Below are 22,261 nucleotides of genomic sequence, written 5' to 3'. Positions count from 1 at the left end.
TAAAATAGTCTGCATTATTCTGCCGGAGATGTTTTGTTGCTCGCCTCTAAAAGGCTTCACCTATGGCAATGGTGGGATACGCCGAATTCTTTCCCACAGCAATATCCAGCCGAACGCATGACTTTGTGCGCCGGTCGATGATAAAACGAATTCCAAATCCTACTGAGTATTTTAGTTCTTGTAATCTGAAATCTTTTACATCATGCGCGACATCTCCATAACCGCCAAAACCTGCAGCGCTAATTCTCCAGAATAACGGCATACGGTATTCCGCCTGAAATGCAACCATATTGCGGTCGCGGAATCTGGCGGGATAATACCCCCGCATCAATCCGTCACTGCCAAATAATGACATTTTGTAGTAAGGGGGATTATACGCGATCAAACTCATATAAGCCTGATACGCAATAACATGACTTTCAAAAGGCGAAAAATACTGGCGGACGTTGGCAACAAATCTCACAAAATTGTAATCGCTTCCCAAGGTTGCGTGGAACGGAATCAGTGAATATTGCTGATATTTGCCGCGCGCAGGATAAATTTTGCTGTCTCTTGAATCATAGTCTGCGCTGACACCCAGTCCCGATGAGAGGCCGGACTTCTCGCCCGGAATATTAAGATTTGCAAAATAACCGTTGGCCTCGCTTTTAACAACCCTGCTGTAATCGAATTCGGTAACTAATCCTATCTGCAGATGTGGGCGAACGGTTTTAGACAATTTCACGCGAAACGCCAATGTTTTTGGAGTATATTCCTCATAAGTTGAATCTGTAGTGCTATTGCCTATGCCATAAAACAGATTGAACCATTCGGTATAGCTCCCCGTTGTCTGAAAGTGCCATCGGTCCTTGTTCCAGTGATTTTCATAACTCAGCGTAATGTCGGACTGATTGCGCTGCGTATATACCGCATAGACGGATATGACGGACGGAGACGGCGTACTATCACCTATACTTTTGTACATCGTATACCCAACCGAACCGCCGCCCATGAGTCTTGTTTGCGGTGTCCAGAAAATGATCGGAAAATAAAATAGTTTGTTTTTCTTCTGAACCAGTGAATCTGCTACATCTTGCGAGAATGTGACAGAGGCTGTTGACTGAATAATAAAAAGACCGACTATGAGACGGTAAAAAACTTTTTTAGGCTGCATAATTAATAAATAAAATTAACAATTTGACTGAGCCATAATACAATAAAAAAAAGCCCTCCTCAAGTCAAATTATCGAGGAGAGATTGAATACAGATACAAGCCCGCTTAGGTTTTCGCCAATTCTTTTATTTTCTCTTTACGGCCGTTGTCGCGTATTGCCGTTCCGGCGTCGGACAATTCATTTTCCATGGACCAAAAAACTTTTCCAAACAAACGCGGCAGTTTTTCTTTCCATTGATCCACCTTACTATAGACCACCGGAACCAGAAGCAAGGTCAGGAACATCGAGCTGGTCAAACCGCCTACCAGCGCCCAGGCCAAACCGGTTTTCCATTCCGAACCGGAACTGGTCGACAGTGCGATCGGAAGCATTCCAAATATCATGGTAAGCGTCGTCATCAAAATCGGTCGCAGCCTCGATTTACCGGCTTCGATCAAAGCATCATACGTGGACAACCCGTTTTCCAGCCGGGTTTGATTAGTGCGATCTACCAGTAAAATTGCGTTTTTTGCAACCAGTCCGACCAACATAATAATACCTAACATTGAAAAGATCGATAGCGACTTCATCATAAGCGCAAGCGCCAAAAGTGCGCCAACCATAGCCACCGGTATCGAGAACAATACAACAAAAGGGTAAACATAAGAATCATACAATGCCACCATGATCAGGTAAACAAATAAGATACCTGCGATCAATGCGAGTCCTAAACTGCCAAAAGAATCAGCCTGGTTCTTCAGATCCCCTGCATAGGCAATGCTCACTCCTTGCGGTAGGGCTTCTTTCTTCATTGCTGCTTCAAAATCCGCACCCACACTCCCGCTGGGGCGTCCGATGACTTGTGAGAAAACGGTGATCGAATTATTACGATCGCGTCGCTGAAGTTTAGTCGGCCCGCTCGCGTGAACAATGGTCGCGAATTGCTGTAGTTCGACCTGTTCCCCGCGTCGATTGAAAAATACGATACTTCCAAGTTTGCCGGTTCTGGATCGATCCGACTCGTCCAGCGCGATACGGATATCATATTCGTTATCTCCGTCCCTGAATTTCGATTCGTCATCCCCTGCAAGCGCGATGCTGAGCGTATTACCGATATCTGCAATCGTCAATCCAAATGCCGCCATTTTTTCGCGAGCGATTTCTACGCGCGACTCCGGTTTACCTTCTTCGGATGAAAGCCGGATATCCGCCGTTCCTGAAATGTCGCCGAGTATAGCTGCCACACGATCTGCCGCCGCGCTAACCTCCGCGCGGGTCGGCCCGCTGACGATGATCTGAACCGGCGTCTGATTTGCAGTACCGAAAATTCCGATGGGATTAACCCGGACTTTCATTCCTGGAATTTGCTGAAGCCGTTGTTTTATTTCCCATCCTATTTCATCCGTAGATTTGCTCCTTTGTGATTTGTGAATTAAGGCCACATTCAATTCGGATGAATAGTTAGATGCTTGCCCGATGAATCCTTCGTTGGATGCGCCGACATTGGTAAAAACTTTATCCACTTCCGGCATCGCAAAAAGAATCCGCTCGACTTCCTGCGTTGCATAATTGGTATGTTCAATTGTCGAGCCGGACGGCAGTTCAATCGTTACGGCAAATTCACCGCGATCGGACTGCGCTACAAATTCGGATCCGATAAACCCAAGCGGAACCAGTGACAGGGAAGCAAAAAATAAGACCACGGTTAATAAAAATATTTTTCCTTTATTGGCCAAACTCCATTTGAGTAAGTTCATATAATGGCCGCTGAATCTTTCATAGATAGACTCAAAAGCCAGCGCAAAGCGTCCAAGCAGCGTGTTTTTTGTCAATCGTTCAATTTTGGCAAATCGCGACGCAAGCATCGGCGTTATGGTGAACGAAACAAATAGACTTAAAATAGTGGACACCACGACCACGACGGCAAATTGCCTGATAATGTTTCCAATCAAGCCCGTGGTCATAGCCAGCGGCAGGAATACAACGACGTCTACCAGCGTAATCGCGAGCGCTGCAAATCCGATCTCATTTCGGCCGGTTAAGGCTGCCGTTCTGCGCTCCTGTCCTTTTTCCATGTGGTGATATATATTTTCCAGAACGACGATCGAGTCGTCCACAAGAATTCCCACCACCAGCGACAGTCCCAGCAGCGTCATCAGGTTTAATGAAAATCCGAACATATAGATCGCCGTGAATGTAGATATCAGCGAAGCCGGGATGGCGATCATGACGATAACGGAATTACGCAGACTGTGCAGGAATAATAACATGACCAGCGCAACAAGCATAACGGCAATGGCTAGGTCCGTTTTAACTGCATTCGACGCGTCAACGGTAAACAGCGATCCGTCCTGCGCGATGTCAAACTTCAACTGAATATCTTTGTAATCTTGTTCCAGTTTAATAATTTCTTTGCGCACCAGTTTGCTGATCTCGACGGCATTGGCATCCGACTGTTTCTGGATCAGCATACCGACGGCAGTTTTCCCGTTGATGCGGCTTATATTGGTATAATCTTTTTGTCCGTCCTGTACTTCGGCTATATCGGAAACTTTTATTTCACCGCCCTGCCGTGAACGCGAAATGACGGTATTTCGGATATCGTCGATGGAGGTGAACTTACCGGCCACGCGTACAATAAATTGCCCGTCCACATCCTTGATCTTTCCGGTCGGAAAATCAAGGTTGGAATACTTGATAGCCTGCGCCGCCTGCGCAATGGACAGTCCGTAGGAACGAAGTTTCCCGGGATCTAAATTAATTTTGATCTCGCGTTCATCCCCCCCGATCATCGTAACCTGCGCTACGCCCGGTAATTGTGAAAAGCGCGGCTTCACGTGATCTTTCAAAAATTGATAAAATTCACGCGGCGGCTTTGAACTGAGAATGCCCATACGGATCACCGGCATTTCATCGATGGCGAATTTAGACAACGTCGGAGATTTTGCATCCGACGGGAGGCGTGCTGCGATCTCGCCGACCTTCCTCTGCGCATTTTGCAAAGCAATGTCGATATCCGCCGCCTGATTAAATTCAACCGTCACGAGAGACAGCCCTTCCTGCGAGGTTGAATTGACCGCCGAGATCTCATCCAAACTCGATACCGCATCTTCCACAAGTTTTGTCACCGACGTTTCAACTTCGTTCGGCGAGGCGCCCGGATAAAAAGTCGTTACGGTCAGAACCGGCGGACTTATCTTGGGAAGCAATTCGTAGCTTAATTGTGAATAACTGTAAAGCCCCAGCACGCCGAGAACCGTGAAGATCACCACGATCAAGGACGGACGCTTTATGGCTAATTCTGTTAAGGTCATAGTTATCTCCTATTTGTAACGGCTCTTAATTTCAATAAATAACATTTAACCAATAATCAAAAATGGCTAAGACGTTTTGAACAATCTATTTTTATGCCTAATGTCGACGTCTCCATGGTTCACTTTTTTATTATTCATTTCTCGTTAAATGTTTTTCATTTCTAATTTTCGTTATTGCATGATGGTTACGGGAACGTCGTCTTTCAGATTATTATGTCCGGCGACAACGATCTTTTCCCCGTCCTTCAATCCCTGTAAAATTTGTAATTTCGTTCCGGATTCATTCCCGGCAATAATGCTGCGTAGTCGTGCAATGCCGTTTTCAATCACATACACTTTCGGATCCTTAATGCTGCCTATCACCGCTTCTCTTGGAATGACGATGGTTTCCATACCGAGAACTGAAACAAAATTAACACGGCAGAACATCCCCGCCTTTAATGGATTCTCCCTGCTGTTGGCAAGAGACATTTCAACCGGGTAGGTATGGGCTTCATCGCCTTTAGAACTGACGCTCTCGATCTTTCCGGCAAAAGTCAGTCCGGGGTAAACCTCCGTGGTAATTTCAACTTTATCGCCTGCTTTTAACTTGAATGCGTCGTTTTCAGCAACATTGAGTTTAACTTTAAGTTTGGAAATGTCAACCACATTGGCGATGGTCATTCCGGGCTGAATCATCACGCCCATGTCCACGGTTCGCGCAGTGACCATGCCGTCTATCGGCGTTTTAATGCGCGTATCATTTAACTGACGTTTGGCGACGATGTACTGGTTCTCCGCGCCTACATACGCCAGCCGCGACGCTTCCATCTGTAATTCCGTAATAGTACCGTCTTTGAAAAGCTCTTCATTACGCAGTAAATCTTTTTTTGCTTTTTCATAAGTTGCTTCGGCCGCCTTGAAGTTGGACTGCTTCACTTCGTCATCCACCTGTACGATGGGCGATCCTGCCGGTACATAATCGCCGATTTTCGCATAAACGGAAACGACACGGCCTTGCGTTTCAGATACGATGGCTACATCGTTATTGCCAACAATCGTGCCGACCATACTCAAACTCTCTTCCATTGTTTCTTTTCCCGCAATTGCAGCAGAAACGGGGAATGTGGTCATTTTGTCATTCCTTGCCGTTGACGCGCTGGTAGCCTTGTTGTGAAGGAGCACGGTGATAACTGCTCCCAGAATAAATGCGATCAGTAAAATGCCCTTTAATGATTTCATGTTTTCTCCTTTTATATTAATATCTTACCGTTTTTACATTTACATTTCTAAATAACTTTGCGCGCTCTTGCGGTTACCATCTATTTTTCTCCAATGGCTTTTAATAACCTCGCTTCGGCCAATTCGTATTCCACAAGCGCATCGGTATGATCCGTCTTGGCCCGCAGCACCGCTACCTCCGCGTCGAGCAAGTCTGTCGTAAGCGCAACGCCGCGTTTAAATTTTTCACTGGTGATGCGGTAACTTTCCTCGGCTTCCGCTATACTTTGTTTTGCAACTTCTATTTTTTCTTTGTCTTTCCGGAGGTTTAAATAATTTTGCGTAACTTCCAGGCTAATGCCGTCCTTGAGTAATCCAAGCGCGTCTTTAACCTGAGCAACTTGCGCCTGCGCCTGTTTCGTTTGATATTTCGTGGCGCCCCAGTTCCATACATCAAAATTTACCGTTACACCGACATCCCATCCGGTTTTGAATTGGTCTCGCGTCGGAAAGTAACGCGTATTGGGGCTGTTGTAATAATAATTTCCGGTTAACGAAGCCTGCGGATAATAACCTGCCTGGGCAATTTTTACCGAAGCATCGCCCGCCTGTAAACGGTATTCCAGCGCCTTGACGTCCTGTCTTTGATCTGCTGCTTTTTGGATCAGAGCGGACACTTCCTGAAACACCATCGGGTCATTTGTGATCACCGATGAAATCTCGATCTGCGTTCCAAGCGGTAAGCCGATCAGGTTATTCAGATTGATCATCGATAATTCTACGCCGTTTCTTGCGTCGATCTGAAGTAACCGGACGCTGGAGAGCTGTACCTGAACTTTGAGCACATCATTATTGGTTATCATACCCTGCGCGAGCAGATTTTGCGCGTCTTTCAGATGCGCTTGAACCTGATCTACATTCTCGTCGACCACTTTTTTAACTTCCGTTGCTCTAAACAAATTCCAATACGCAAGACGAATCGCATAGATCATGTCGGTTTTATCTTTTTCGAGATCCTGCCTGCTAGCTTTTTCTGAAAGTTCCGCTACCTTCGAATTATTTTCCAGACGAAAGCCTGTAAAAAGTTGCTGCTGCACGGTAGCTTTCAAAGTATAGGTATTCAGAATAGTTGGTGACAGCGTGCTTGTGACGTCGGTAACGGGAACACCCGGGGCGAAAGCATTGGCCGGTATCGAAAACTGTCCCGGCGGTACGTCGCTCAACCGCGTATAGCCCGCAGTTAGTTTCAACGACGGCAACCGGGCCGCATTAGTTTCTGATTTTTTAGCCGAAGCGGACTCGGCTTTCATTTGCGACGCGTGCAGGGATTTGCTGTTTTCAAGCCCGATTTGTAGGGCTTCTTCGACGGTCAGTTTCCGCAGCTCCTGCGCCGACAGAACGGGCCACGCTATTATGCTCCAGAAAAATATCGCTTTCAGCAGGTTCATAGATTCTCTCCAAATAAAATAACTTAAATTAAATTCTGAATTTCTTTTTCATGACGAATATATTCCGCTCGCGCTTCTTCCGTAAGGAAGCCTTCATAGAATATTTTTGAAATGTTCTCGAAAATTTGCGATGCAGTATAAGGCAATGTCGATAATGTTTCCGGGTTGATCAAATTTTCCACCAAAGTAAGCATGATCAGCGTGGACAACTTTTCATCCACATCGCTGCGAAATTTTCCTTTTTCAACGCCCTCTCTGATGAGTTGCCCGAATTCTTCCACAATATGTTTCCTCCGATGGTCATCGATCACTTTCCAAACTTCCGGGGCGTGCTTGCGCATATCGTCGACAAAATGTTTATTGAAGCTGGTATACAGGGTTCCGACAAACTCAATCATCTTTTTTAATTTTTCCACGAAGGCCATGTCTTTGGTATCGGTCAATCCGCACATAAAGCCATTACATTCTCCGACCTTGTGTGCCACCAATTCTTGCAGTAAAACCATTTTGCTGTCATAGTGCTGATACAGTGTTTTCTTGCTCATGCCCAGTTCTTCGGCGATTTCCTCCATCGTAACCTTGCTGAATCCATATTGGATGAACTTCTCCCCTGCGGCACGCATGATTCTTTGTTTGGTTTCCATTTCTTCCGACATATTTTCTCCTCGATTATCAGGAAACTATTTCAGTGTTTCCGGTTTCCATAAAGTTAAAAAAATTAGCAGTTTAAATCATTAAATCTGCTACATTTATAGGAAACTTAGTTCGTTTCTACGGTTTCCAATATAAAAAGTTTCATGAAAGATGTCAAGAGGGAAGATTTTTTATTATGCTTTCAGTTACTTAAATGCCAGCGAGCCCCAAGTTCAAATACCATAGCGGCTCCTCCTGTATTAAACGTCGAAAACGTATTCACAATATAATCATAGGACCCAAAATATAGATTAGCGCGCCTTATAAGTTGTTGTTCTTTGATTTTAGTTGGAACTGGCCTGAGGTTCAATTGCAGTTTGGCTTGAATGGAAATCGCATTTGAAACATAATAGTCAGCACAAGCTGTTCCAAAAACACCGAATGAAATACTACTTTGGTTCTTGTTGGTAATAATTAAGACGGAGTTCGGAATCGCGTTTTTATTACTCAACAAGGTACTTTTCATAGAAGTGTTTTGTATGTCTGTTCCAATTCCAGCGCTTACATCCCAATGTGAATACCGTTTTAAATCGAAGATCGTCCCCAGACGAAAAATCGTGCCATATGACAGTTCATGTTTTGTTTCAAAGCTTAGCGATACGTATGGTGAAACAAGTTTTGAATTCAATTTTTGTGGAAGCACAAAATGCGCGTAAGTCGTTAGTCTTGGAGATATCTGAAATTCAGCGCCCACAAAAACTCCCGACAACGTGGTTAATCCAGATGAAGAAGTTCCAAATCTCTTTTCAAACTGACTCTTTGTCGCTGAAAACTCTTGGCTATATCCCATAATAATGTGAATTTTCTTGTTCGGAATTACGAAACCGGGTGTTTTCAACATATCTATCTTATCTTGTTCCAAAAACAAATCATCCGGAAATGATTCTCGATATAAGGAATCACTCTGCCCTAAAACCTCACTTGGGGTTATCAGAATTATAAATAATACCGAACTGTAGAATAATTGTTGAATAGATTTGGAAATCATAATAAACCTCATTTTTTTTCTAATTCAATTTTCACTTTGTAAGTACCACTTTCTCCGCAGAGCTGTTCTGTATCCTGGAAAAAAATGTCTGGATGCTTTGATATTCTGAAGCAGGAATTTCGCGTGATTTAACCGCATAATCTTCTTTGAAAATCAATTCGGAATCGGATTGATTTTCATACGAACTCATATAGTCAAGATCATACGTGCTGAGTTTCAATGTTTTTGGTAAATTCCTTACCTTATAGGCATCCGATAGTTTGATTTGAACCGTTTTGTGAACGGAATATGGATAGCTGTAACGAATAGGATATCTCCGGTTCTCAGAGGATAACCATGTCATACTCTCAAACATTTTAAACGGATCGATTTTAGCATAACAAAGGTCACCTTGTTGCTGAATGGCGTTAGGCATTACGGCATCAAATTCCAAGGTAAGAGGTTTATCTATCCCTTCTCGTTTGGACAGCTTTATGTTTTGAATCTTGGAGTTCAGAAATTCATCCGCAACCAGGCTTTTGCAGTATTTTTGAAGATCGGATAAAGATAGATCCTTGAGTTCGTTGCTAAGGAACAAAGCCCAGTTGCCGTAATGCTCAATTACAAAATGGAAATTCATGCCCGATTCTCCGAACAACACGGCTTGAATTTTAACGTCCATTTTGTTCTGATTTTGATCGCGAACGGGTGTTTTTTCAATTTGAGCTTTGTTGGAATCCAGCACGCAAACCCATACGCCTTCATCTAACCATGGAAGTTCGCCGAATTGTGAGTTTTCTGAAGTCGGATCAATCCAAAGGGTCTGATCGGGCAACTCAACTTTGGCGATCATGTGATTAAACCAACCCATACCTTGAAATTCAGGATCGAGTTGTCCTCGGTTGTATGTTCTGACTAGTACAGGTTTTGCAACTATACCAATAGATCGCAGCATGGTTATGAGAAGTGTCGATTTATCCTTGCAGTCACCGTATTGCGTATCTATCACTTCCTGAGGTTTTCGTGGTCTATATCCACCGTCTCCGAGTTGTATAGCCGTATACCGAATCGATTTTACATAATTACTCAAAAGACGAACCTTCTCTTCATCACTGGAAACTCCTTCAATAATTCGATTCGTTTTTTCCAATACTTTTGGTGTAATCAACGCCTGTGGATTCCAAAACCGATCCATGTAACGCTTAGCAATGCCGTTCCAAGATGTTTTTGTTGCAAATCTTACATGTCCGACTGTTTCTGTATACGGCGGGCAAAAGGGCTCCCGTTGAAAGCTATGAATTTTTTTTAGTTTCCAAGTAAAAATATATTTTTGTTCGTCCTCAACCTGGTTTGATAGAGGTCTTTCAACTGTAGGTTGGCCGATATCCATTCCATAAGCCTTGTATATCCAATCCCACTTGTATTCTTTTTGATTTTCATCGAGCAAAGTCAGCTTATCAACCAAATAGGTAGGGACAGATAATTTCATTACGTTCAAAATTACCGGAATGTCTTGTTGTACATGCCAAGTAACTCCTCCGTATGCAAAATCACTCAGTATACGACATTTGTATTCTAGCACTGAACCGGCTTGGACATTCTTGAATGCAAACCGAATCGCTTTTCGATCCGAAATAAATTCAGATTCGTAAGTGACACCGGTTGCAGTATGAAAATCTGTAGACAATAACGTGACGACCTCACCTTCAGGGTTAATCGTTCGTGCTTCGATGGACATGAGTTTGTCATCATGATCAAGCATAATTTCTACATTGGCATATTTGTCAAAATTCCTAAAAACACGCTGCACTACATGCGTCTCTTCAACGGTATAAATATTGTCATTCGTATCAAAATTCATGTCAATAAAATGCGATTCAATAACTGTAACTGCATCCGAATTCGGAAAATCTTCTGCATTCGGCATTCTCCGTAAACCGTAAGTTTTTTGTGTTTCAGAAATCTCTTTAAATGAAGCGCATCCTGTGCTAAATAACAACGTGACACCTAATACAAAAACTGTTTGTAAAAAACGCATTTTTCCACCTGTTTGGTTAACTGTTGTCTTGGAGGCAATGGTTGAGATATTCAACCCGGTTTTTTTGATAGTAAGGGAATTAGACATTTGAATTTGCCACGATAAATCAAACCCAAAACATTTAGGCTACCCTAATTCTAGACAATCGAAATTATATTGTCAATCTTTTTTTTTGATAATTTTTTCTCAAAATCGGCAAATCAAATTAAAACACCATACTCAATCTAATCGCCGGCAGGAACGGAAATTCGTGGGTTTTGCTGCGTTCGATCACGGGATCGGGTTTCCAACCTCAACCCTGTCCCTTCTCCTTGAAAAGGAGAAGGGGACGTACTAATCGAGAAAGTACGTGCCCTCTCCTCGCTGAGGAGAGGGACAGGGTGAGGTTATATCTAAAACACCATGCTCAGTCCGATAGTCGGCAGGAACGGAAATTCTAAAGTCTTACTCCGTTTGATGACGGGCTGGCCGTTACTGTCGTAAACAATTTCCTTTTGCCCGGTCGAGTTTCGGGCTTTCCGGAATTCGTAATCATATTGAAAAACATTTTTTTGATCATACACGTTGATCGCGTCAAGATAAAACGTCCACTTCGCGCCCCAGAAACGGGCATAAAACGACGCGCGCAGGTCGAGACGGTGATACACAGGCAGCCTTTTTAGATTCTTATTTTCTTCTCCGCCGAAATGGATCGTTTGCACCAGACGGCCGTTGGGGTCAAAACGAACGATGATAGAGTCGGCCACGCCGTCGCCGTATCCGTTGGCGTCTTTCGTATCGACGATAAATTGCTGAGGAACCGAACCCACGGGCGCGGTCGCCGGAAATCCCGAACCGACTTTGAGTTTCGCTGAAAATTCAAACCACCGCTTGAATAAATAATTTCCAACCAAACTGAGCGTGTGCCGCTGATCGAAATCAAAATACGATTGCGTTCCATACGTCTTCCGTTTTGCGACCGAATACGCGTAGGAAACCCATCCGCTGAATTTGTCTTTGGCCGATTTGCTATCCCGCTGCAAAAAAACTTCAAATCCGTACGCATACCCTTTCCCGCCGTTGCTCGGCACGGTGCTGACGGTGCGTCGATCAATTCGCGCGATAATGTCCGCCGAGTCCGCAGGGCTGATCGGATTTCCAAACGCGTCCTGAAACAGAATGGGCACCGTATTCGTGCCGTCATTGATCACAAGTTCTTTTCCTGCGATCAGGTTGTAATACGGTTTATAATACACCTCCGTTTTGAGCAAAGTTTTTCTGTTGAAAAAATGTTCCATCCCCAAAATGTAATGTATGGCCATTTCCGGCTTGATGTCGATTTTTTTTGAATAGTCGACAAAGAAGTTTTGATTGACAAATTTCTCGTAACCGGGAGACTGGTAATACACGCCCCATGCGCCTTTGAAGCGGGTTTGATCGTTCAGTTTATACACCGCATTGAGGCGCGGCGACATCGAGTAGCGGTCATTGATCTCGGCATAATCGAAGCGCAGTCCGCCCTGAAGCGTCCACTTCGGGTCCAGTTTCCATGTATCCTGCGCATATACGCCCAGCTTGACTTTTCCTCTGCGGGGTGAACTGAAGAATTGCGGCAGACTCGCCCCGCCCTCATTGCCGTTGTTTCCACCGGAGATAATGGTTTGTTTTACTTTCCATCGGATATCGGAGGTGACCGTCTGGTATTGAAAACCGCTCTCCAGTTGATGCTCCGCATTGATCCTATAGTCATACTCCTGCTTCAGCGTGAAACTGGAAATGTTCTGCTGTAAATTAACGCTGAAAAGCTGCGCCGTGTCAATGGTGGATGCATTACCGAATTCACCGCTACCTCCGAAATCACTGCGATTAGGATTCTGATAATAAGACATTATCGACGTTATGGTCAGGTTGTCGGCCGGCGCGTAGAACCAGGAACCGCTGAGCAGATTATTGTGCGAGGTATTGAAAACCCGGATACTGTCGCCGTCTTTTTGATCGGGCGCGGTGATATCCACGCCTTCCCGGCTGGTAATTCCGAGAAAGGAAAAACTGTGTTTTTCCCACGGCGCAACCGAGATCTTACCTTGAAAATCGAGAAAGAACGGCAAAGCCGTGGCGCCGTCAATAAATTTATTGGCTACCAGATCGTAATACGTTCGCCGCGTCGTAAAAAGCCACGAGCCGTTTACCTCTTGAGGCAACCGGCCTTCAAAAATCAGATTGGCATCCGTAATGCTCGCGTTAATATTACCGACGAATACCCGTTCGAAATTACCGTTTCGGTTCTGAACTTGCAGCACACCGGACAAGCGGTCACCGAAACGGGCGGGAAATCCTCCCTGAGAAAGTTCAAAACTCGACACGGTTTGCGGATTGAAAGCGCTGGTCACACCGAAGAGCCGGTAGGGATTAAATAATTCTGCTCCGTCCAATAATATCAGGTTCTGATCGGGATTCCCGCCGCGCACGACGATCTGCGAACTAAAATCGCTCGTCGAGATCACGCCGGGCAAAGTTGCGACGGAGCGGAACACGTCCTCAAATGCGCCCGGTAATTTCTTAACCTGGGTCGGTTTCACGTCGATCACGCTGGTTTCTATCCGATTGGCAACTTCATCCCTGTCGGCCATCACCGTTATCGTTTCGCCTTCAATTTGTTCAGGATGCAGGCGGATGACTATATACTTTTTTTCACCCTTTTTTAGTTCAACGCGGTTCGAATAATTTTTGTAACCGATGTACTGCGACACCAAAGTGTACACGCCTTCATCGGCCTGAATGGAGAAGTACGCGTTCGTATTGGTAACGCTGCCCCGCTTGGTTTCCTTCAGAAAAACATTGGCGCCGATCAGCAGTTCGTCCGTATCCGCATCTTTTACAACACCGGTGATTTGGGTTTGACCATAACTGTTGCCTAAATACAAAAACAGCAACGTAAAGATTCTTAAGATACAGTTACTCATATTTAGAAATGTACACCTTTCCGGATGTTGAAACTAGTTACGAAAATTGGTTATTAACTCTTCCCTAAAATCGGAATCCTCAATCAATTTAACCATGAAATTATTTATGTTGTTTTCCAGGCTGTATTTATCAGCTCCTGAAAGATTATTAAAGAAAACTGCAAACTCGGTTTTTGAACCTGATTTTTCATTAAAATAGAAAGCCAGAGTCAATATCCAATCCGTGTCCCCGCCTTTGCCGCCTGCATGATAAAATAGTTCCCGATTTGCAGGACTTAAGCGGGTGAGCGTATCAAACACTTCGTCGATATGAAACAGTATTTCAGATGGAAAATTTCGGTCATTTATTTTTTTCATTATATCAACGTACGCTTTAGCAGTAGACGCCGGCAGATGGTCTGACCATATTTTTTGAGCGCTCAGGCTCAGGTTCTGCTCATTTAGACTAGCCTTAAATGTACCATCGAAATCGGTTGCCAATTTGCCGTGAATTATTTCGGCGTGATGAGATCTTTCTTCAAAACTCAGATTATTTAGAAAGCGAATCAATGAATCTTGCGCGATAGACCTGTCCAAACCGATGCCGAGCGCTGAAATAAAATAATACATGGGTGTATGTTCTACATTCAGTTCGGTTATCTGTTGATTGATCCTATCCAAAGTGAGTCGTTCCATCAAAAACTCCGTATTTGCGTTTGAACTGAAATCAATCATGCCTCGTGCGACCTCTCTCAATGGCACTTGATGGTTGATAATTAAGTTATTTTGATTCAAATAATTTATCCACATCGGATGCGCCCCACCGTCCGTTCCTTCGATATAAAACCGCTCGAGACAATCCAGATTGATCATCGAATCCGGATTGATTTCATTTGCAGCCGCTTGTTTGGCGTATTCTAATGCGATAAGAGTTTTCGCAGTGCTGGCCAAAGGTAATAGTACATTGGCATTATAATCGGCCAATACCGTATCATTACGAACGACACTCAAAGCCGATGATTGATCATATTTTTTAAGCATTTGGATAAAAATAAAATCTTTACGATCAGAAGTGTCCGCGGAACAGCCAAATAAAAAGTTTGCAATCACGATTATTAAGAGCGTTTTTTTCATAGTATTACTTTCATAATTTAGTTTTTTGTTTCCACTTGTAATAATATGAAAATAGATAGAAAATATCGTCCTGATGCATTCATCAGAACTAAAAAATAATCGTAAATGTTCTTAAACCTTTAAGAAACAGGGTTATCTAAGTGACAGATTTTTTATAGGCTGAGGGTGTTGAGTGCGTATATTTTTTAAAAGCTGTATTAAAGGCCGATTTAGAATTAAACCCGACGTCATAAGCAATACTCAAAATATTCGTCCGTCCGTCCTTACTTTCCAATAATAAGCGTTTAGCTTGATCAATTCGGTATCGATTGACAAAATCAAAAAAATTCTGCTTTGTTTGTTCATTGATAATCTGAGATACATAACGAGCAGGGAGACTCAACTTATGCGACAATGTGTCAAGACAGAGATCGGAATCTATATATAATTGTTCCTTTTCCATCAGCTCTGTTAATATTAACATATAGTGTTTTGATTGATCGTCTGTTAAAGGTGAATTCTCATATTTAGTCACATATGCTTCTTGTTCCTGCGCAAAAATAGCTGGCTGTCGAAGACCAAAATACCCCATGCCATAGACAAAAAATGAAAAAATAACCGGTAATATGATCACGTCATCAGAATTGGACAGATTCAAAAATAGAATGAACCATGCCATCCAAATCAGGGTAATGATGATCAAAAGATAAGTAATCCATTTTAAGTTAATTTTTCCGATGGTAGAAAATTGATTTTTCAGATTCATCGTATGTTGATGAAGCGTTTTAAATATCAAAATAATATAAACCAAGGGCTGTGTACAAAAAAATAAGGCTATTACAATCTTGCTTTGAAAATTATCTGAACTGCCCGTATTAGTTAGTCTTTCGTTATATGATTCTTTGATCAAGTCCAATTTCCATTCTGCGCTTTGAAACCAAATCGGAGCGAAAACCAAACCAAGCAGAATAAAAGGAACGAAATGCAAAAAATAATATTTTTTTAGCCTGAACCCCTTCTGGGTTAGAGCCACAACATACAGAAACAACAATGGGCCGACAGCCCAATCTAATGGGTCGGTAATAAGATATAAATTGGGAAACAGAAAATAGTAACCGGCATAATCGGCAATCGTCCCCAAGATGTCTATTGAAAAAACAAACAAAAAGGCCGCTAAAAAATAATTGGCAATTCGATTCCCCGTCCGATGAAAAACCAATACTATGGAGAGAAAAATTCCTTGAATAAAACCAATAATACCAATGATGGAATAAATATCAATATTAGGCTGCATCGCGTCAGTTAGTTTTTAGATCTCTGTTGAAGCAAGATAACAATTTTATGAAAGCGATACTAAAGGCTCAACAATTCAGGGTTTTTTAACCTTTCTCGTTTCCTGAAAAAATATTCGCCGATCTAATTTATGATTAATAGCTCTCATTTTCAATCGAATCAAAGTGTATATTTATGCAGCAAGGGTCGAAGATAAATCAGGGAAAATCAGGTGTTTCTTGTAGTTCAAAACATGACCGTTGTCATTGGTTTTTCAGTTTGATTGTATTAAATTCAACAAAAATTGAGGTGGTATATGAATATACTTGTATTAAATAGCGGGAGTTCCTCCGTAAAGTTTCAAGTCATCGAAACGGATCTGGATCTTATAACAAAAAGCGGTGATAAAAAATTGGTTTCCGGCATCATTGAACGCATCGGAAGCGAATCGATTATTTCTTTTAAGGCGGAGGGAAATCCTCCGGTGAAGCAAACGGCGCCGATCCGCGATCACAAGATCGCGATTGACAAGATCGTCAAGTGGATCATTTCCAAGGAAGCCAATATCCCGAACATTAAATCGCTGAAAGACATACACGCCGTCGGTCACCGGATGGTGCACGGCGGTGAAAAATTCACACGATCGGTTATGCTGAACGAACAAATTATACGGGATATTGAAGACTGTATTGAATTAGCGCCCCTGCATAATCCCGCTAATTTGAAAGGCGTGTACGCTATCAATGACATTTTTGGAAACGGCGTTCCTCAGATCGCCGTCTTTGACACAGCCTTTCATCATACGATGCCGGATCATGCTTATTTGTATGCGATCCCCTATCAAATGTACCGGCGTTATAAAGTTCGCCGCTACGGATTCCACGGCACGTCGCACCGATACGTGGCCTACCGTTACCGGTTACTGAACAATCTGCAGAAAAAACAGGTTAATGTTATCACGCTGCATCTCGGCAACGGCAGTTCCGTTTGCGCGATCAAAAACGGCAACTCGATCGATACGTCGATGGGCATGACGCCGCTCGAAGGACTGATCATGGGCACGCGCTCGGGCGACATCGACCCCGCGATCATTCAGTTTCTGTCGCACAAAGAAGGATATTCGCTCGCGGAAGTGGAATCGATTCTCAATAAAGAATCCGGCCTGCTCGGCATTTCCGGCCTGACCAACGATATGCGGGAAATCATAGCCGAAGCGGAAGAACACGATGACCGCCGCGCAAAACTGGCCATCACCATGTACTGTTATCGAATTAGAAAATATATTGGTTCTTACATCGCGGCGATAGGCAATGTCCAGGCGCTCATATTCACCGGCGGCATCGGCGAAAACTCCGATTTGATCCGCGCAAAAATATGCGAAGGTTTGGAGATCATGGGCATAAAAATAGATCAGGACAAAAATAAAGCATTGCACGGAAAAGAAGGATTATTCTCTGACGATAAATCTGCAGTAACATTGTGGTCGATTCCAACCAATGAGGAACTGCTCATTGCGCGTGATACCGTGCGCTGTATCGAAAAAGCGCCATTGCCTTAATCAGAGTGCGCCGATAAACGGAATCTTACAAATATAAAATGCTTATCGGGTTAACTCATAATAAAAAAATAAGGTCAGCCTAAGCTTGCCGAAGGCTGCATAAAACATAAAGTCCACAGAGGTATCGCTGTGGACTTTATGTTTTTGGGCGTGTGAAGAATTTTATTAACGACTGATTGTCATTTGATCAATAACATTTTTTTCGTTTTCACTACACGGCCTGCCTGCAAACGGTAAATGTATATTCCCGAAGCAACCGATTGGCCGATTTGATTAGTGCCGTTCCAGTCTATTTCATATACCCCGATCCCCTGAGCACGATGGCTTACCAAAGTTTTTACAACCTGTCCAAGCGCATTGTAAATCACCAGGCTCACCGTTTCCGTAGTCGGTAATTCGTATCGAATCTTCGTTGACGGATTAAACGGGTTCGGATAATTCTGAGAAAGCTTGAACGTCGTCGGCAATTCGGATTGTGCTTTTGCGATTCCGGTTTCTACGAAATCTTTCGTCCCCGCGAATACTTTAAAAGCGACGGGCAATGACTCGTGTGGATTATCAAACGTGTATTCTGATCCATCTACTATCTTGTTATTTGAAACATCCAGGATTCTGATCTGGTAATCGGCAGGAAGATTCTGAGCCGACCATTGCAAATATGTTTTTTGATGGTTGATATTGGTTCTTACTGACATGAGCCATGCATGGCCATCGGCTTCGCTGCGATAATCGATCGTATAGGGCGTTGTCTTTCCGGAAGCCGTTGTGTGATCGAACGATACGCTCACGTAATCTCCGATAACCGGCAGTTCCGGCAGATCGTACCGATCTTCAGCATCAAGCGCATCGGATGCCGCTCCCACGTAATTATAATTATCTTCAAACTCTCCCGCCTTCGCAGAAAAATTAATATACCATCCGGCAAGCGCAGGCTTAGCCATTCTTTTTCCTAACGCGCCGATAGGTTCGACGGTCAGAATTTGACTAGAGGAAGAAGCATTGTAAACCCAGTAACCATCCCACGGATTAAGAGTGTTAAATAGGGTCGCATCTCCTTGTCCCGGGCCAATGTATTTGTTGCCATCATAACGGATAGGTCCTTTGATAAAAGAATTTTGACCGGCATTAGTATTCGCATTCCAATCAATCGGGAAAGTAAAGGGGTTGGCGATCATGTTAAATCCGGGAACCAGATTCAGTGCAACACTGCTGCTAACCGTTTTACCGCCGGCAAGCGAAATTTGTTTGCCGCCAACGCCGTTAGGAACATTCAATTGTTTAAGCCAGAATGAGCGGCCAACAGCAAATTGGACTGTAGTGCTGTTGCTAATGTCCTGGTCCTTATCAAAAAGTTTCCACGTTTTATTTCCTGGAGGGCCGAAACCATCGAGAACCGTGGCCACACTTTTATCATCCAGATCCAGCGGCACGGAAATCATTCTCCATATTTTGTCCGGGAATCCTGAAGTATACGGACTGCCGCTGGTATTTTGAATCGTAACGGCGCCTGCCGGAATCGTTACCTGTATTGTTCCGAATGTCGTGTCCCGGTTACCCGATTGGTCCCTTGCAATGATTCGGTAAATCACACCGGATGCGGTTACCGATGTGCTTGAAACGGATGCATTATAAAGCGCTCCATCATGCAGCATGCCGACGGAATTCGTAAATCCGACATCCGATCCTTTTTTGTAGGCAAGAATAACCGTATCAACTGAAACGCTGTCGGTCACAATACATTGAACCGTTACCGCGTTACCCAGATTAACAGGGTTAGGGTTCACGCTAATTTGTGATACGACAGGCGCAAATAGATCGGCTCGAGTGTGTACCGTGCCGGTATCGGGGTTTGTCGTATTGTAATCTATTGCGCTTCCTGAATTGTTGTATGCATAGATCGATATAAAAATGTGTTGCCCTGGGGATAATCCGGTTAAGTAAAACGTGGTGTCACTGCCGATGTACAAAACTCCGTTAAAACCGACATTATAATTTGATCCATCGAAAAGCACAAGGCCCGGATCACTAAGGGCAATATAACCGGTCGGATTTCCGGCAGCGGCTGTAAATGAAACTGTCAGAGCCGTGAATGGATACAGCGGCGATAAAGAAAATCTCAGATTGGTCGGTTGTGCCGTGGGTTCTCCTGCGATTACAAGGGCGCTCACTTCATTCGAAAAATTACTGACGAGGCTGTTACTATCCACCGCATTTACTCTAAAATAATACCGCGTCCCTACTGTAAGGCCGCTTATGACCCTTAGCGTATCATTAACCTGATTAAATGCCGTGGAATCTATTTGTACTGTCGGGTTTGGTGAGGTACCCATAAAAATTCGGTATCGCGCCATATCGGAATCGGAAATTTTGTTCCAATGCAATGTGACCTGTCCTGCAACCATTGAATCGGCGGCAACGTTTTGGGGAATCTGTGGAACAGTTTTATCATCCAATGTTCCGTTAGGTTTGATCCTTTGTGCATAAATGTCGTACGCACTTGAATTCGAGCGGTCGGCGGCAAGAATCGTAAATCCATTATTGTCAATTACAATTGCAGGATTGCTGAACGGAGGCGGTCCACTGAAAGGGTTTACCACAGCGACTCCATTGGCTGCCCAGAGCAAATTGCCGGTAGAATTAATTCGCTGCGCAAAATTTGCTCCTGAAGTTGCATCTTCCCAGGCAATGATTGCACCCCCGCCGGCCACGGACGACATAACCGGTGTATTTTGATTTCCGGTTGCTGTACAAACCGCGACCCCGTCTGTTGTCCATAACACCGAACCGGCGGAATTAACTCTCTGAGAATATATGTCGTTATTTCCACCGCGAAAATCTGTCCAGGTTATGAGGCCTCCTCCAGCGCCGTCAGCGGTTATCAGAGGGCGAGTCTGCTGACTGGACGCACTGCAAATAACAAATCCGTTGGAATCAGAACCGGCAGCCCACTGACGAATTCCGGCAGAATTCAAACGTTGAGCGTAAATATCGTAGTCGGAGCCTCCGCGCATGTCCTCCCATGTTACAATCGCGCCGCCGCTACCGTCTGCTACTATCGCCGGTTGCTCCTGCGAGTCTGACGCATCACAAACAACAATGCCATTGGTATCGGAGCCTACGACCCATTGACGGATCCCGTTTGAATTATACCGTTGCGCGAAAATATCTTTCTCTGTTGATCGATTGTCCCGCCATGTAAATATCGCCCCATGGCCGCCGTCGCCGACCATCGCCACCTGATCCTGATTGTTGAGGGCGGTGCAAATTGGCAGGCCATAAGCATTAAAAGAATTCCACCGATCGCCACCATTTGCAAAGATGCGCTTCGCATAAATGTCTCCGGATGTCTCCCAGGCAATGATCGCGCCGCCGCTATCGTCACTGATGATTTTTGGATTGACCTGATCTCCAAGTTGAAAACCAGACACTATATAACCAACATCGGCCCACTGACGGACTCCGGAAGAATTAATCCGTTGCCCGTAAATGTCTTTGTCACTTCCGCGTGAGTCTTCCCATACAATAAACGCACCGCCGCTGCCGTCACTTACTATTACGGAATTAATTTGGTCGCCCTGCTGAACCGGGCAAATTTCTACGCCCCATGCTGTGGGATACCCGCCGGTTTGTGCCCATAATAAATTTCCGTTAGAATCAATTCGTTGTGCAAATAGGTCCTTTCGTCCCCACCGGGAGTCCTCCCAAACTATTATAGCGCCACCGGAACCATCCGGTATCATTTTTGGTTTGGCTTGTTGACTGTCTCTTGTTACCACATTAACAGGTACGACAGGATTCCCGGTCCACTGCGCTTGTGAAGCCCGCGGAGACAAGATTAGGGCGATTAAGATGGTGGTAAATATTTTCATAATTACTCTCGATTTTATTATTTCCGTAATGGCTTTTTATTCAATCTTTTTTATCAGTTCATTCTCATCTATGGAATTAATGGCGCCCCCGGCGGATTGCCTATGGTGGCGGAAGTTCCGCTTTTGCTTCCGCTTAGCAGAAGCACCGCTGCGGCCGCACCCCCGGCTAATGCCGTACCGCCCATGATGTACCACAGCGTCGCCTTGGAGCGGTATACGCCGGTCAGCTTCTGAGCCAGGAGATCAAAAGTCTTGATCAACCCGTCGGTATCGCCGCGATACTCCGAACTCTGCGTATCTTCGATCTTGCCCGTGCTGACGTCGATGATGCGAACCGTGACCGTATACGTACTGCCGATCTTTCCGATATCGCCCGTGATCATTTTTTCTGCAGCCAGGAGTTGCCCGACCTGCACCGCGCATTCGGCGGAATTACAATTATCGCTTAGACTGAAATCCTGTTCTTTCAAAATGGTTTCCATCTGGCCGCGTTCCAGCACATCATACTTTTTGGTTTGAATCAGTGAACTTCGAAATTTACTGGTAAGCGCCGTAACTTCAGCGTCCGTGATGCCGGAAATGATCTTAAAATCCAAAACGGCAGCCGTTAGTCTGTTTTCAGTTTTTGGTTTTTCCTGAGCAACCAGGGTGTTCAAGAAAAGCACAGTGATGAGCAGAAGGGCACGTTTCATAATTAAACTCCAATGAATTGGATAAATGAATTGCCGGGTATAC

The 22,261-nt window shown here is 44.3% G+C and carries 13 protein-coding genes; 1 reads left to right on the top strand and 12 read right to left on the bottom strand.

Annotated features, from left to right (window positions below):
- Positions 1-46: 46 nt before the first annotated feature.
- The 10 genes from F9K33_10485 to F9K33_10440 all read right to left on the bottom strand — a co-directional run bounded on the left by F9K33_10485 (position 47) and on the right by F9K33_10440 (position 16,121).
- On the bottom strand, positions 47-1,153 hold the full coding sequence (locus tag F9K33_10485) for a BamA/TamA family outer membrane protein (protein ID KAB2879116.1): 1,107 nt from the start codon (positions 1,151-1,153) through the stop codon (positions 47-49).
- Positions 1,154-1,258: 105 nt separating this feature from the next.
- Positions 1,259-4,447: an efflux RND transporter permease subunit gene (locus tag F9K33_10480; protein KAB2879115.1), complete on the bottom strand. Its 3,189-nt coding sequence runs from the start codon at positions 4,445-4,447 to the stop codon at positions 1,259-1,261.
- 171 nt (positions 4,448-4,618) lie between these two features.
- Positions 4,619-5,668, bottom strand: coding sequence for an efflux RND transporter periplasmic adaptor subunit (locus F9K33_10475; GenBank protein KAB2879114.1), 1,050 nt, complete (start codon positions 5,666-5,668; stop codon positions 4,619-4,621).
- An 80-nt stretch (positions 5,669-5,748) separates the two neighbouring features.
- Positions 5,749-7,095 carry a TolC family protein gene (locus F9K33_10470; GenBank protein KAB2879113.1) on the bottom strand — a complete coding sequence of 449 codons (1,347 nt, stop codon included), beginning with the start codon at positions 7,093-7,095 and terminating at the stop codon, positions 5,749-5,751.
- A 23-nt stretch (positions 7,096-7,118) separates the two neighbouring features.
- Complete coding sequence (locus tag F9K33_10465) at positions 7,119-7,751, bottom strand: TetR/AcrR family transcriptional regulator (GenBank protein KAB2879112.1); 633 nt, start codon at positions 7,749-7,751, stop codon at positions 7,119-7,121.
- A gap of 179 nt (positions 7,752-7,930) precedes the next feature.
- Positions 7,931-8,776, bottom strand: coding sequence for a hypothetical protein (locus F9K33_10460; GenBank protein ID KAB2879111.1), 846 nt, complete (start codon positions 8,774-8,776; stop codon positions 7,931-7,933).
- Between the two features lie 31 nt (positions 8,777-8,807).
- Positions 8,808-10,880: a DUF3857 domain-containing protein gene (locus F9K33_10455; protein KAB2879110.1), complete on the bottom strand. Its 2,073-nt coding sequence runs from the start codon at positions 10,878-10,880 to the stop codon at positions 8,808-8,810.
- Positions 10,881-11,185: 305 nt separating this feature from the next.
- On the bottom strand, positions 11,186-13,735 hold the full coding sequence (locus F9K33_10450; protein KAB2879109.1) for a TonB-dependent receptor: 2,550 nt from the start codon (positions 13,733-13,735) through the stop codon (positions 11,186-11,188).
- A 33-nt stretch (positions 13,736-13,768) separates the two neighbouring features.
- Positions 13,769-14,848, bottom strand: a complete 1,080-nt coding sequence (locus F9K33_10445) for a serine hydrolase (protein ID KAB2879108.1) — start codon at positions 14,846-14,848, stop codon at positions 13,769-13,771.
- A gap of 136 nt (positions 14,849-14,984) precedes the next feature.
- Complete coding sequence (locus tag F9K33_10440) at positions 14,985-16,121, bottom strand: helix-turn-helix transcriptional regulator (GenBank protein ID KAB2879107.1); 1,137 nt, start codon at positions 16,119-16,121, stop codon at positions 14,985-14,987.
- Positions 16,122-16,415: 294 nt separating this feature from the next.
- On the opposite strand from F9K33_10440, the gene F9K33_10435 reads away from it, so the two are divergent.
- Complete coding sequence (locus F9K33_10435) at positions 16,416-17,657, top strand: acetate kinase (GenBank protein ID KAB2879106.1); 1,242 nt, start codon at positions 16,416-16,418, stop codon at positions 17,655-17,657.
- 179 nt (positions 17,658-17,836) lie between these two features.
- Here the strand turns inward: F9K33_10435 and F9K33_10430 are convergent, their stop codons facing one another.
- Together F9K33_10430 and F9K33_10425 are read right to left on the bottom strand one after the other, a co-directional pair.
- Complete coding sequence (locus F9K33_10430) at positions 17,837-21,526, bottom strand: T9SS type A sorting domain-containing protein (GenBank protein ID KAB2879105.1); 3,690 nt, start codon at positions 21,524-21,526, stop codon at positions 17,837-17,839.
- A gap of 68 nt (positions 21,527-21,594) precedes the next feature.
- Positions 21,595-22,218: a DUF2380 domain-containing protein gene (locus tag F9K33_10425; protein ID KAB2879104.1), complete on the bottom strand. Its 624-nt coding sequence runs from the start codon at positions 22,216-22,218 to the stop codon at positions 21,595-21,597.
- Between the last annotated feature and the right edge of the window lie 43 nt (positions 22,219-22,261).

The sequence above is a fragment of the bacterium genome, assembly GCA_008933615.1.
GTDB lineage: Bacteria > CLD3 > CLD3 > SB21 > SB21 > SB21.
This window is presented reverse-complemented; position numbering and strand designations above follow the sequence as displayed.